Source organism: Phocaeicola plebeius DSM 17135 (assembly GCF_000187895.1).
Lineage (GTDB): Bacteria > Bacteroidota > Bacteroidia > Bacteroidales > Bacteroidaceae > Phocaeicola > Phocaeicola plebeius.
In genome coordinates this window covers 298,077-312,387 of sequence record NZ_DS990119.1, presented here as the reverse complement: position 1 = coordinate 312,387, position 14,311 = coordinate 298,077, and the positions used below count along the sequence as shown (strand labels likewise).

At 41.8% G+C, this 14,311-nt stretch carries 7 protein-coding genes; all 7 read left to right on the top strand.

The window, feature by feature from the left end:
• The first annotated feature begins 66 nt into the window (after window positions 1–66).
• Entirely contained in the window at window positions 67–3,258 is a 3,192-nt protein-coding gene (locus BACPLE_RS02520) for a SusC/RagA family TonB-linked outer membrane protein (RefSeq protein ID WP_040312387.1), read from the top strand.
• Between the two features lie 12 nt (window positions 3,259–3,270).
• Window positions 3,271–5,082, top strand: a complete 1,812-nt coding sequence (locus BACPLE_RS02515) for a RagB/SusD family nutrient uptake outer membrane protein (protein WP_007558635.1) — start codon at window positions 3,271–3,273, stop codon at window positions 5,080–5,082.
• 19 nt (window positions 5,083–5,101) lie between these two features.
• Window positions 5,102–7,942: a SusC/RagA family TonB-linked outer membrane protein gene (locus BACPLE_RS02510; RefSeq protein ID WP_007558633.1), complete on the top strand. Its 2,841-nt coding sequence runs from the start codon at window positions 5,102–5,104 to the stop codon at window positions 7,940–7,942.
• Between the two features lie 13 nt (window positions 7,943–7,955).
• Window positions 7,956–9,656, top strand: coding sequence for a RagB/SusD family nutrient uptake outer membrane protein (locus BACPLE_RS02505; protein WP_007558631.1), 1,701 nt, complete (start codon window positions 7,956–7,958; stop codon window positions 9,654–9,656).
• Between the two features lie 29 nt (window positions 9,657–9,685).
• On the top strand, window positions 9,686–10,783 hold the full coding sequence (locus tag BACPLE_RS02500) for a DUF1735 domain-containing protein (protein ID WP_007558629.1): 1,098 nt from the start codon (window positions 9,686–9,688) through the stop codon (window positions 10,781–10,783).
• Between the two features lie 160 nt (window positions 10,784–10,943).
• Entirely contained in the window at window positions 10,944–12,557 is a 1,614-nt protein-coding gene (locus BACPLE_RS02495; protein WP_007558627.1) for a glycoside hydrolase family 43 protein, read from the top strand.
• 13 nt (window positions 12,558–12,570) lie between these two features.
• Window positions 12,571–14,154: an arylsulfatase gene (locus tag BACPLE_RS02490; RefSeq protein WP_157131877.1), complete on the top strand. Its 1,584-nt coding sequence runs from the start codon at window positions 12,571–12,573 to the stop codon at window positions 14,152–14,154.
• The last annotated feature ends 157 nt before the right edge of the window (window positions 14,155–14,311 follow it).

The window sequence follows — 14,311 nt, the reverse complement described above, 5'->3', positions numbered from 1 at the left end:
TCCGGCGTCTGGGCTACTTTTGCGGTAAACAGACAGCCGGTGTTTGGGTAAAGAATGATTAATATTATGGAAACAAAAAAAAGATTGATAGGCTTCCGCTTTCCGAGGAGATATTCGCTTATGGCAATGATGATGTTTTCTTTAGGCGGAGGAAGTTTGAATGCCAGTGCCTCTCCATTGATTTCTTCTATTCAACAGGATGGATTGGTGGTGAAAGGAGTAGTACTCGACCAAAACGGAGAAACTCTGATAGGGGTGAATGTGCTGGAAGAAGGTACAACAAACGGTACGATTACAGATTTTGACGGTAACTTTACTTTAAAAGTATCTGGAAAGGATGCGAAAATCAGAATATCCTATATCGGCTTTGATGATCAGGTAGTAAAAGTACAATCTGGTGTAATCAAAGTGGTGATGAAGGAAAGTTCGGAAGTGCTCGAAGAAGTGGTAGTAGTAGGTTATGGACAACAGAAAAAGGAAAGTGTAGTTGGTTCTATTGCCCAAGTGACCGGTGATAAATTGAAATCAAAAGGGGCAGTATCTAATTTGACTGATGCGCTAAGTGGCGCTATGCCTGGAGTAACTGTAATGACTTCGAATGGTAATCCGGGTGGAGGTGGTGAATATGGAAAAGATTCACAAATCCTGATTCGTGGTATGAATACCTGGAATAATGCACAACCACTTATTCTGGTCGATGGTATGGAACGTTCCATGAATGACATTGATGTAAATGAAATCGAGAGTTTTTCAGTGTTGAAAGATGCTTCGGCTACGGCTGTGTTTGGTGTGAAAGGTGCGAATGGAGTTATCTTGATTAACACCAAACGAGGCGAAAAAGGAAAAACTAAAGTAACTGCTGAAGCGAACGTGGCTATTAAATCCTTGTCAAAGGTGGAAAAGCCTATGGATTCCTATACCGGACGTGTAGGGCGTAATTATGCTATTGTTAATGAGTTGCCTTTGTATGGGAATCAGTATTGGAAGTACTTTACGACAGCGAATGAACTTGAGCTTTATAGAAATCAGCTTGAACCGGACAAATATACGAATGTAGATTGGCAGGATTACATGTTGAAAGATGCGGCATATTCTACCAAATATAATGTCAATATTTCAGGAGGTACTGATTTCGTAAAATACTTTACCTCGTTGGGCTATATATATGATGGCGATATATTTGATACCGGCGACAACTCACGTGGATATAGTCCTGCTTTCCGATATGACCGTTTTAACTTCCGTACGAATCTTGATTTTAATTTGACAAAGTCTACGAAGTTTAAAGTGAATTTGAGCGGATACTATGGTAAGCAGCAGACTCCTGCAAACGGTATTCACAATATGTGGTATTCTGTATATAAATATTCTCCGTCCACACCTCTGCCGGTTTATGATGATGGTATTTATGGTATGGATGATCCTGAATCTGACCGTTTAGGTTTCAACGGATATTTCTATATGATGGCTAATGGTACTAAGGTGACTAACCGTACCTCTATTACAACCGACTTTGAATTGCAGCAGAATCTGGATTTCATCACAAAAGGATTGAGTTTTAAAGGACGTTTCTCTTTTGATAACTATTTTACTTCTTTAGGACAGCAGATTACAGATCCGTTGACAAACTACATGAGAAAGATGTGGGATAAGGATAAAGGAGAATGGGTATATGAAATACCGGACACAGGTAGTGATGGATTTGATTTTTATCCGGATCCGTTGGGCTATTCTACGGAGTACTTGAATGAAACAACGGCTAATCAAACTCGAAGAAATATGTATTATGAGATGTCTCTTTCTTATAATCGACGCTTTGGGGTGCACAATGTAGGAGCTTTGGCATTGTTTAGTCGTCAAGAATATGCTACTGGTAGTGTATGGCCAAGTAAACGTGAAGACTGGGTAGGACGTGTGACATACGATTATGACGGTAAATATTTAGCAGAAGTCAATGCGGCATATAATGGCTCCGAGAAGTTTGGTCCGGGACATAAATTTGACTTCTTCCCCTCATTGGCCCTTGGCTGGCGAGTAAGTGAGGAGAATTTCATGAAAGAATATCTGCCTTTTGTTTCTAATTTGAAACTGAAATATTCTATCGGTCTGGTTGGTAATGACAATTTGCCGGGAGTAGGACAGTGGCCGTATGTAACCACTTGGAATGAAGTAGATGACATATTAGGTATGTATCCAAATTTTGGATATCCTTCTCCTTCAAAAACTCCTTATCCTATTTTTGCAGAAGGTACACCGGGTAATCCGGATTTAAGATGGGAAAAGGCCAGAAAACAAAACTATGGTATTGAATTGGGGTTGTTTAACAACTTGATTACAGCTAATATTGATATATTCAATGAGCATCGTTATGATATGCTGATTGGTGCTGATGACCGAAGTGTTCCTGATTTCTTTGGACAAACTCCGCCGGCAGCCAACCTGGGTAGCGTAGATTCTCATGGTGCGGAACTGGAATTCAAAATGCAGAAAAACTGGAAAGACTGGGGAGTGTGGGGCTCTTATAGCTGGACGGTAGCTAAAAATAAGATTGTTTACAAGGAAGATCCCGAACTGAAACCAGATTATCAGAAGGCTGCAGGCTATTCAATTGGACAGATAAAGCCACAGGTGGTTACAGGAATTATCCAAAGTTGGGATGATATGTATACCGGTGTAATGTATGAGAATGCTAGCACAAATGCCACTTTGCTGCCTGGACAGTATAGAATGCTGGATTATAATGGTGATGGTATAATCAATGATAACGACGGATGTCCGTGGGGATATTCTACTTACCCGCAGAACACCTATAGCTTTTCTGTGGGAGTAAGCTATAAAGGATGGAGTTTGAGCTGTCAGTTCTATGGGGCATATAATGTATCAGTCAATGCATACGATATTGCAGAATTTGATTTTAATTCAGATTGTGTGTACGAACGAAATTTGAATGAAACCTGGACTCCGGAATATCATGGAGACGGAACTTATCGTGCATTGAGTATGGCTGCAAAAAGTCCTACAGGAAGTTCAGTTTTCTATGATGGTTCTTACCTGCGTTTGAAAACAGCCGAACTAAGTTATACTTTCCCTAAGTCTTGGGTAAATAAACTGTCCATTTCGAATTTACGCTTGTACGTGAATGGAAACAATCTCTTCTTCTGGAGTGCATTGCCGATGGATATTGAAGGAACAAACTTTGCGTTAAAGAGTTATCCGAATACGAAACAGATAAACTTTGGTGCTAATATTAGCTTTTAATACAATTATCTTATGAGAAAAATATTCTATACATTGTTTTTTTGTGCACAGATTCTGTTAATGGGAACTTCATGTACAGATTATCTAAGTGTGCCGGTAGAAGCAGATAAAAATACAGAAGATATTTTTGGTGACTACTATAATTTTCAGGGATTTGTAGATCAGTTGTATCCGTATGTGAGAGACCCGATAGTCAATCATATCTGTTACGATGCGAGCTATGGAGGTGAAACTATCGGAACTACCACCTGGAGTACAGGGTATAATGCCGTAAGAGGATTATACAAGGCGTTGACAACAAGAGGATATTATAATATAGATGGTGAAGGAGTGGCACCTGGAATATGGGTGGGATGGAAAGCTATACGTATAGCCAATATTGGTCTTGAAAATTTCGATTTGATGAAAGGAACGGAAGAGGAAAAGAATAAGATAAAAGGTCAATTGCTTTTTATGCGTGCGTTTTTTCATCAGGAAATTCTTGCGGCTTGGGGCTCAATTCCCTATGTGGACAAGGTGCTTGAAGATGAATTTAAACTTCCTCGTTTTGCAGAATATACAGCATTAGATGGCAATACATATTACGGCTATCAGGCATGTGCCGTAAGAGTAGCAGAAGATATGCAGGAAGCTTCAGAACTTTTGCCTGTTGTTTGGGACAATGACGTTGCTAACAGAGGACGTTGTACGGCTTTGGCTGCTTTAGCATATAAAGCTAGAGCGCTGATATATGCCGCATCTCCATTGATGAGCCAGTATTCAGGAACTTCACCTACAGATTTGAAACCTGCAGAGGTTAATAAGGCGTTAATGAAGGAAGCTGCCGAAGCGGCTTCTGAAGCCATCAAAATGGCAGAAGATAATAAGACTGCTTACGGTTTGCTAGATTGGGATCATTATTCTGATATGTTCTATACTGTGGATGGTACAACTATTCCTTGGAGCAAAGAAACTTTGTGGGGTAAGTATAACACATTAAAGGGTAATGGATTAATTAACAATACTCTTGGTCGAATCCACTTACCGGAAAGTTCTGTTTATGGAGGAAATGCCGTGAACTGTACACCTACTCAGAATTATGTGGATTTGTTTGAAATGAATGACGGTACGTTGTATGACAAGAAGTATGACGGGGAAGTTTACACGGTAAATGGAGAACAGAAATGTACAATGTGGGATAATCGTGATCCGCGTTTCCGTAAAGCTATTTATGTAGACAGAGATAAACCTGGGGATAAAACACAATTGACTTTGTACACAGGTGGTAAGACGAGAAGTGCTGATAATTGCCAGACTCCTTATTATATTCATAAATTCTGGCCATATAACTGTAATAAGACGGATAATGGTACAAGACTTAATAATTTCCGTATGATGGTACCTTTGATGCGTTTGGCAGAGGTTTATTTACTGTATGCAGAAGCTGTATTCCAGTCCGAAGGTAATGCCAATGCAATAATTGGTCCTTGTGGAATTTCAGCACTTGCAGCTGTAAATAAGGTTCGTGAACGTGCGGGTCAAGATCCTACAGATGCAAATGGAGGATATCATAATGGTTTTATGAATATGATTCTGAATGAGCGTGCCGTAGAATTTTGTTTTGAAGCAGGGCAATATTGGGACGACATCCGTCGTTATAAACTAGGTGAAAAAATGAGTAAGGAAGCCATCCAGACACTTGATTTTACTAAAGACTGGAAAAATTTCGCACGTCGTACTTTGGTGAACCGCACCTTTGATGCGCCGAAGCATTATTGGTTGCCTTTCCCGACGAACTTGACTAAAATGTATCCTGAATTCCCGCAAAACACCGGATGGGAGTAAACTTAAAATGTAATATGTTATGAAAAATAGAAAAGCAATAAGTTCTTTACTGGCTTTATTCTCTGCAAACTTACTTTTTGCCCAGAATACATTGCCGGTAGAGGATACAGATAATAAAGAGGCAGGCAGGGTGGTGAACCTGGCTTACCAGAAGATGGACTTGAATCAGACTACAGGAAGTGTATCTGTAGTAAATCCGGATGAAGTATTGAAATATGATTCCCGGCAGGATGTACAGTCTGCACTTCAGAATAAGATAACAGGACTTACCGGTGTGAATCTTCATGGTATGGGAAATGTCATCTATGTAGTAGACGGAGTCGTGAAAGATATTACATACCTTAATTTGTTGGAAATAGAACAGATTACGGTGTTGAAGGATGCGGTTTCACGCGTTCTTTATGGGGCTGATGCCGATACCGGAGTAGTGTTGATTACCACGAAGAAGGGAGATTTCGGGAAAAATAAGATGAAGTTCAATGCAGAATATGGTATGCAACAGGCCATAGCCTATCCGAAATATCTTGATGCTGCTTCTTATATGGAGGTCTATAACCGTGCATATCTGAATGATGGCGGTTCTGAAAATGCTTTGCCTTATTCCAGCCAACTGATTAGTAATACACGGAATAAAGTAGATCCGTTCTTGTATCCGGATGTAGATTATTATGGAGACGCATTTGTAAAAGATGTAGTGAGTTTCAGCAATGTGTATGGTGAAGCATCGGGTGGTAATGACAAGGTGCGTTACTATATGAATCTGGGCTGGAAGCGCAATGAGCAATGGTTTAAGGCTGCCGACAGTAACGTACAGGATGTGCTGAGTGTACGAGGTAAGGTGGATTTTGATGTAACCAAGTGGTTGAGAATGAATGTAGATGCTACAGCGGTATTTGACATTCTAAATACCCCGAATGTATCTACGTATGATGATAATGGAGTAGAGACTGAGACTTTCTGGACAAAAGCTTCTTCTTATTTGCCTCATTCTTTCCCTTTGCTGATACCTACTGACCGCATTAATAACATGGCTGAACTGACAGGAGTGAAGACTATCAATGACCGTTATGTGCTGGGAGGAACTTCCGTATATCAGGACAACCTGCTGGGAGATCTTACCCAAAAAGGTAACGTAACACAGATGGATCGTTATGTACAGTTCCGTACGGGTATGGACCTTGACTTAAACGGTATTACAAAGGGTTTGACTGCTAATGGAATGTTCAGTTTTGAGTTTACCAACAAATATTTTCAGCTGATTAATAATTCGTATGCCATTTATGAGATTGGAAATATGGATATGCAGAATAATTTTTCGGTGACAAAAATTGGTAATGACAAGACTACTACTTCACAGACCATTGACTATAAGAACATGGACTTCGGCAGAAAGATGCAGGCACACCTGACACTTAATTACCAGAGACGGTTTGGTAAGTTTGATGTATCGGCATTGTTGTTGGGTAATATGAAGAAGTATTGGGCCAACAATGTGGCACAAGATGTCAAGAAGTTATCTTATGGTTTCTCTGCCAATTTGATGTATGATGACAAATACATTGTAGAAGTGGCCGGCCTGAACCAAGGAAGCAACAAATTGAGCCCGGACGACCGATGGGGATATTCCTCTAGTTATGGATTGGGATGGATTATGAGTCAGGAAGATTTCATGAAGGATGTGGACTGGATGAATTACCTGAAATTAAGAGCCTCCTACGGCATTATCAAGAATGATAACTGGACATTGGGTACCTACGATGGATATTTTTTGTATGACTCCAACTATTCCAGCTCTTATGTCTGGAATTATAACAATGGAGCAAACAAGAACAACTCTTTGTTAATCACTTCATTGGGAAATACTTATTCCTGGCAACAGAGAAAGGAATTGAATGTAGGGTTTGAAGCTAATCTGTTCGATAAACGTACTTGGGTGGAAGCAGCCTATTTTAATAGTACTTACGAGGATCAGCTGACTGAAATGAAGAATTCTACACCTTATACAATAGGTAATGTAGCTGTATTTGAAAATTACAATTCTACAAGATATCAGGGTGTAGAACTGGGAATCAACCATACCGAAAAATGGAATAAGTTTACACTTTCTGCTGGCTTGAACTACATGTATACTACTTCTGAAATCCTGAAATACGAAGAGCAGGTATATGATTCTCCTTACAATAAGCACATGACGCGTGTGGGAACATATGCCAATGCACTGATTGGTTATGAAGCCGATCGTTTGTATTCTGAAGAAGACTTTGATGAAAGTGGAAACTTAGTGGAAGGTTTGCCTAAAACCACATTTGGAACCGTTCGCCCCGGTGACATCAAGTATGTAGACTACAACGGCGACGGATCTATTACAGAAGATGACCAGCATGTGTTGGGAAGAAGTGGGAATAATCATTTTGTGGCATTGAATCTGAACTTTACATACGATCGTTGGAGTTTGTACATCCAGGCTAACGGCGGATTTGGTGGAAAAGGTTTCATGAACAGTGATTATTATTGGTTTAAAGGTAATGAGGCGAAGTATAGTGAATATGCTTTACAGGCTTACAACCCGGATGCGCCGGATGCCAATGCGACTTATCCAAGACTGACACTGACAAATGGTAACAACAACTATCGGAACTCTACGTTCTGGATGTACGACAGAAGTCAGTTCTCGTTGTCGGCTTTACAGTTGAGTTATAACTTCAAAATGAAAGAAAATATTGCAATCAAAGGTTTGCAGGCTTATTTGCGTGGCAGTAACTTGTTGATGATTGCAAAGGATAAAAAGATTCTTGAACTAAATGTAGGTTCAGCTCCTCAGAATAGAGTATTTGCTTTGGGACTTGTAGCTACATTCTAATAACCTTACTGATATGAAGAAAATAAATAAAATCTATGCGGTTCTGTTTTTGGCCATGGGGTTAGTTTCTTGTTCAGACTTTCTGGACGAGAACAATCAAAACGGACGTTATGATGATGAGATTGTATGGGCCAATCCCAAACTGGCAGAAGGGGTGCTTCTGAAGGCTTATAATATGCTGCCGAATGATTATACGGAGAAGTATGATTATGGCACAGACGACATGGCTACCAATCTGGTGACAGACAATACGGTGACAATGGCTACGGGAGGATGGACCTCCCGTAACACACCGTTCGGAAATGAATATAAGAATGCTTTCCAGGCCATTTTGCATGTGAATGACTTTCTGGAAAATATGGAAAAAGTAGATTTTGCTCCGCTAAGTGATGAGACTGTTAAGCAGCAATATCAGGACCGTTTGAGAGGAGAGGCCTACGCTTTGCGAGCATGGTGGCAGGCCAAGTTACTCACTATTTATGGTGGAGAGGATAATGAAGGAAATTTGTGGGGATTCCCGATAGTGACCTCTACCATACAGGAAGTGGAGGCTGCCAAGCTTCCGAGAGACTCATACGCTGATTGTGTAAAGCAGATTTTGGCTGATTGTGATGAAGCTTTAAAAACATTGCCTCTTAAATGGGAGGGTGATAATCGTGTAATGGGGTCTACTAATATCAATAGAATGAATGGGTTGTCTGTAATGGCACTGAAGGCTAGGGTATTGTTGACTGCCGCCAGTAAGGCTTTTGCAAAAAGTGGTTATACCATGGAGCAGGCTGCCGAAGCTGCAGCTGCCGTGATGAATGCAAACGGAAAGCTGGATAACCTGGCTGACACCAGAGGACTTACGTTTTATAATCTGGGAACAAAAGATACGGATAAAGAGTATCTGAATACCTGTAAGGAGGTGTTGTGGTATTCTTCCATTGGCAATTCATCTAACAGAGAGAGCCGGATGTTTCCTCCTTCTTTGTTTGGAAAAGGAGAAATTAATCCTTCGCAGAATCTGGTGAATTCTTTCCCCGATAAGAATGGATATCCTATTACCGATCCGTCTACAGTGTATAATCCGGCTGATCCGTATGCAAATCGTGATTCCCGTTTGGACTTGTATATCTATCACAATGGTTCTAAAGTGGCAGGTGCCAATAATGTGACATTGAATATGGAAACAGGAGACGACAAAATTGGCGCAAAAACTACGTCCACTCGCACGGGATATTACATGAAGAAATTACTGGACGAGGCGGTTTCCTTGAAAGTGGGAAGTGTGATTACTACGCCGCATTACCATGTGCGTATGCGTTATACGGAGGTGTTGCTTAACTTTGCAGAAGCTGCGAATGCTGCCGTAGGACCGACAGGAGAAATTGGTGGATTTACAGCTCGTCAGGTAATCAATGCCCTTCGCAAGAGAGCGGGAATTACTAATGAAGCTTATGTGAATTCACTTGATCAGACAGGATTGGCTGAATTGATTAAGAATGAAAGACGAATTGAGTTGTGTTTTGAGGGATTCCGTTTCTGGGATTTGCGCCGTTGGATGGACCTTTCACGAATGAACGAGAGTGTAAAGGGATACGATGCATCTACTATGCGTGAGATACCTTCAGTAGAAGTGAGAAAGTATGAGGATTATATGATTTATGCACCGATACCTTATTCAGAAACTCAGAAATACGATTTGATACAGAACAAAGGGTGGGAATAAATGTGCTAACTTATAAATAAATAAGTCTTATGAAGAATTTATATATTGTGTCTTTATTGGGAATTGCAGCGATGCTGGGAAGCTGTAAGAACCAATCTCATGAATTTGAAAGCAGTCAGGAACAAGCTATTTATTTCCCGATTCAGTATCCGGTGAGAACGCTTGTGCTGGGAGAAACTCGGCTGGATAATTCTGTGGATTTGGAAAATGCATTTCATGTAGGTGTTTGTGTGGGGGGCGGTTATTCAAATGAAACCTCTTGGACGGTAGATTATGAAGTAGATCCGTCATTGATACCTGAAGGCATGAAAGCCACTAATGCAGAAGGTGAAGAAGTAACAGTGAAGGTGCTTCCGGAGTATTATTATACACTGGAACCGGAAAATACGGTAGTGATTCCGAAGGGAAGCTTCAATGGATTGATTCGTGTAAACTTATCGGATGCTTTCTTTGAAGATGAAAATGCTTGTAAGTTCAACTATGTGTTGCCAATCCGAATTACAGACTCTTCTTGTCCGAAGATTCTGTGGGGAACACCAACGGTAGAAAATGCAAATATCTTTGATGCTTCTCAATGGTCTTCAACAGATCAGCCTCGTTTCTTTACCTTGTTTGGCGTAAAGTATATCAATATGCTGGATGGAGTTTTCTTCCACAGAGGAAAACAGTTTAAGATGGAAGCAAATGGTGAATATGCGCTTGAAAAGGAATTTGCTTATGATGAATTTGAAGAAGGACAAACTGCCAATGTAGCTACACTGTTGCGTAATCGTTCGACTTACGACCGAATGGGTGAATGGCAGGATGGAAGCAAGTATCAAACGATTCTGGATTTTACCGAAAAAGAAAATGGAGAAGGCACTATTACAGTATCAGCTCCTAAAGGATCAGACTATAGAGTTTCTGGTACGGGAAAATATTATGATTCTACCACACAGTTTGCAAAAGAACATGGCTCCTGGCTGGTGGATCCTCAGACTGGAGAAGAAACACCTCACCTGACCATGACACTTGATTACGTTGTGGAAAATCTGAACGGAGAAAACTATCAGTTCCAGGATACATTGGTTTTCAGAAACAACAATGTAAAGTATGAAACATTTACTCCGATTATTGCCGCTGAGTAATAATACTTTCTTTTTGATTAATTAAGAAAAAGGCTGTTTCAAGGAAACTTGAAATGGTCTTTTTCTGCATAAATGGAATAGATTCCTGTACAAATGAGATAATCGGATTCAGTGGAATACCCTAATTTCGTAGCGTTGAAATTAAAAATCTTAAATTTGTATGAGAAAACTAGTCTTGTTTGCTATGAGCGTAGTCCTTGCCATAGCTTCCTTATGTGCAGAGAATGCGACTTTCAAAAACCCGATATTGTCCGGTTTTCATCCGGATCCTTCGATTTGCCGGGTAGGGGATGAGTATTACATGGTGAATTCTTCTTTTGAATGGTTCCCCGGCATTCCAATCTATAAAAGTAAGGATCTTATTAATTGGAAACTGATAGGCTATGGCATTACCCGTCCAGAACAGATGCAATTTGCCGATGGTCTTCAGGACTCAAGAGGAATTTATGCCGTGACAATTCGCCATCATGACGGATTGTTCTACTTGATTACTACCTGTGTGCAGTGTGGCGGCAACTTCTATATCACAGCCAAAGATCCTGCCGGACCATGGAGTGACCCGGTGTGGCTCCATTCTCAAGGAATAGACCCTTCTTTGTTCTGGGATGAAGACGGGAAGTGCTATTATGTGGGACATGGAAATATGTCGAGAAAAAGTGACTGGCCCGATAAAAATGGAGCCTGGATGCAGGAACTGGATACCAAACAAGGTAAGTTGGTGGGAAAACGTGTACAGCTTACGCACGGACATGCTTCCAATGCCCGCTGGACAGAAGGACCACACATTTACAAGATTAACGGGAAATACATGTTGCTGGTGGCAGAAGGGGGTACCGGCTATTTTCACTCGGTTACCGTGTTCCATAGTGACAGTATCTGGGGGCCTTATATTCCAGACCATGCCAATCCGGTGCTGACTCACCGTCATTTGGGTAAGGACAGTTACATTCATTCAGTAGGACATGCCGACCTGGTACAGACACAGAATGGCGAGTGGTGGGCTGTGTCATTGGCTAAACGTCATTTTGACGGATATACCTATCTAGCTCGTGAAACCTTTCTCACTCCGGTAGAGTTTCAGAAACTGGAAGGTATGAAATGGGAAACTCCGATCTTTAATCCGGGAAAAGGCGGTGTGCCCGAAGTGTGCAAACGTCCGAATCTGCCTTGGTCGCCGGTAGAGAAAACTCCTGTCAGAGACAACTTCGATGCAGACAAGCTGGCACTGGAATGGAATTTCCTTCGTACGCCGATGGAGAAATGGTATGAATTGAAGGACGGACACCTGGCATTGGAACTGCGTCCGCAAGTGGCCGACAGCCTGGTAAATCCTTCTCTTGTGGCACGTCGTATAGAACATATTGCTTTTACGGCATCGGCCAAGATGAAATTCACTTCCCGAAAATCTAACGAGCAGGCTGGTATGATTGTGTATCGTGTAAGCAACGGCCATGTGCAGTTCATCAAGTCTGGAAACGAGCTGGTACTGGTATCGACTACTCGGGCAGGCAAGAAAGAGTTGGCACGTGTTCCTTACAAGAAAGCAGAAGTGGTGCTCCGGATTGTATCTGATGGAAAAGACATGCGCTTCTACTATGGAGAATCGGAGGATGCACTTACCGATATGGGAGTAGCACAACCGCTTTCCATTATCTCTGATGAGAAAGTGAGCGGCGGATTTAACGGTCCGTATGTAGGTATGTACGCTACTTCCAATGGAAAATCTTCGAAGAGCAAGGTATGGTTTGACTGGTTTGATTATGAAGGTAAGTAAAATGTCAATAGGTATGAAAACATATAGTTTGAGAGGGATGCTTCCACTGGTATCCCTCTTTACTCCTCTGTTTGCGAACGGGCAGGAAGCACATAAAACGGAGAAACCCAATATCATCTTTGTGCTGGCCGATGATATGAGTTATCGTGACTTGAGCTGTTATGGACAACAGCGATACAGCACTCCTCATCTGGACAGCCTTGCCATGCAGGGAGTACGTTTCAGTCAGGCATACGCGGCTGCGCCAGAGTCGGCTCCGTCTCGGTGCTGTATGCTTACCGGCTTGCACACCGGCCACTCTTCTGTCCGGATGAACTCCAGCGCACGTGGGCAGGATAATATTTTAGACAGTGATGTGACGGTGGCAGAAGTACTGAAAGAAGCCGGTTATCACACAGCCTTTGTCGGTAAATGGGGAATCGGTCTGCAGGGAACTGAGGGAGTGCCTTACAAACAGGGTTTCGATTATTGTTTTGGTTTTTATGACCAGACCGAGGCACATACCTATATCCCGGACTATCTGTACGAGAATGACCGGAAAGTGATGTATCCGCAAAATAAGGGATTTGAAATGGCCCGGAGATATGATTATAAAGGTAACAAGGCACAAAATACGTATGATAAAGACGGTTGTCTGTATATCAGCGAACTGAAGGACCCGTATGGCTATGCGTATTCAGAGAATGAGATGGAGAAAGCAGCCATGAATTTTCTGAAGCGACAGACGGAAGCGAAAGATAAATCACCTTTCTTCCTGTATTATGCCACGCAGTTGCCGCATGGTCCGGTAATCGTGGATGAGTTGGGTGAAATGAAGGACCATCCGGAAGTGAATCAGCTTTCTCGGGAATGGGCAGCCATGGTTATGAAGCTGGATTCTTTTGTAGGGAAACTGGTGGCGTATCTAAAACAAACGGGACAATATGAAAATACCATTATCTTCTTCGCGTCCGACAACGGTTATTCCATGTGCGGTTATACCGAAAGAGGAAACGGACCTTCCTGGCCGGACGACCCTTGGCTGAGGAATAAAGGACCGTTCAGGGGCGGAAAATTTACGGCACAGGAAGGAGGCCTGCGTGTGCCCTTCTTCGTATCCTGTCCGTCGAAGTTCAAGCCGGAGGTTATCAGCACTCCGGTGTGGCTGCCCGACTTTTTCCCCACAGCTGCAGAAATTGCCGGACTTGATCCGCATGCCAGAAGAACCGATGGTATTTCCCTTCTTCCATTGCTGAAAGGAGAAAAAGAAAACTATACGGGACATAAGTATCTGTATTTCTCCAGAGGTAAAGAACAAGGTGTCAGAATGGGAGCTTTCTCGGCATACAGAGCAGACAAGAACTCTCCGGTAGAGTTGTATCTGACGGAAGAAGATACTTACTGGGAAAGAGATTTGGCTTTCAATTATCCGGAAATAGTGAAAGAAGCCATCCGGATTATGGATTCTTCCTTTACTCCCCATCCCTGGTACTGGACGCCGGATGAGACTTTTGCAGACTATCAGAAGAAGGTGAAAAGAGCAAAAGAAACCGGAAACATCTTACCGGTTTACAGACCTAATGGCATAAAGTCTTTCCCTTGGGAGAAAAAGAAATAAAAGAGTATTTAAATTCTTTTTGAATGGTAATTAAATAAGCTTCAGAAACGAAGCTGGAAATGCTTGTACATAGAGGCGGATATGTTTAAGCCTGTTTTATGTCTCTCTACTGCAGGTCGTACGTTTCCTTGGGCAGAGCCTTATGTTTCCCATACGG

Excerpts from the sequence above, each read along its gene's own strand:
- BACPLE_RS02515 (WP_007558635.1), top strand. The coding sequence starts at position 3,271 with ATGAGAAAAATATTCTATACATTGTTTTTTTGTGCACAGATTCTGTTA.
- BACPLE_RS02510 (WP_007558633.1), top strand. The coding sequence starts at position 5,102 with ATGAAAAATAGAAAAGCAATAAGTTCTTTACTGGCTTTATTCTCTGCA.
- BACPLE_RS02495 (WP_007558627.1), top strand. The coding sequence starts at position 10,944 with ATGAGAAAACTAGTCTTGTTTGCTATGAGCGTAGTCCTTGCCATAGCT.
- BACPLE_RS02490 (WP_157131877.1), top strand. The coding sequence starts at position 12,571 with ATGAAAACATATAGTTTGAGAGGGATGCTTCCACTGGTATCCCTCTTT.
- BACPLE_RS02505 (WP_007558631.1), top strand. The coding sequence starts at position 7,956 with ATGAAGAAAATAAATAAAATCTATGCGGTTCTGTTTTTGGCCATGGGG.
- BACPLE_RS02520 (WP_040312387.1), top strand. The coding sequence starts at position 67 with ATGGAAACAAAAAAAAGATTGATAGGCTTCCGCTTTCCGAGGAGATAT.
- BACPLE_RS02500 (WP_007558629.1), top strand. The coding sequence starts at position 9,686 with ATGAAGAATTTATATATTGTGTCTTTATTGGGAATTGCAGCGATGCTG.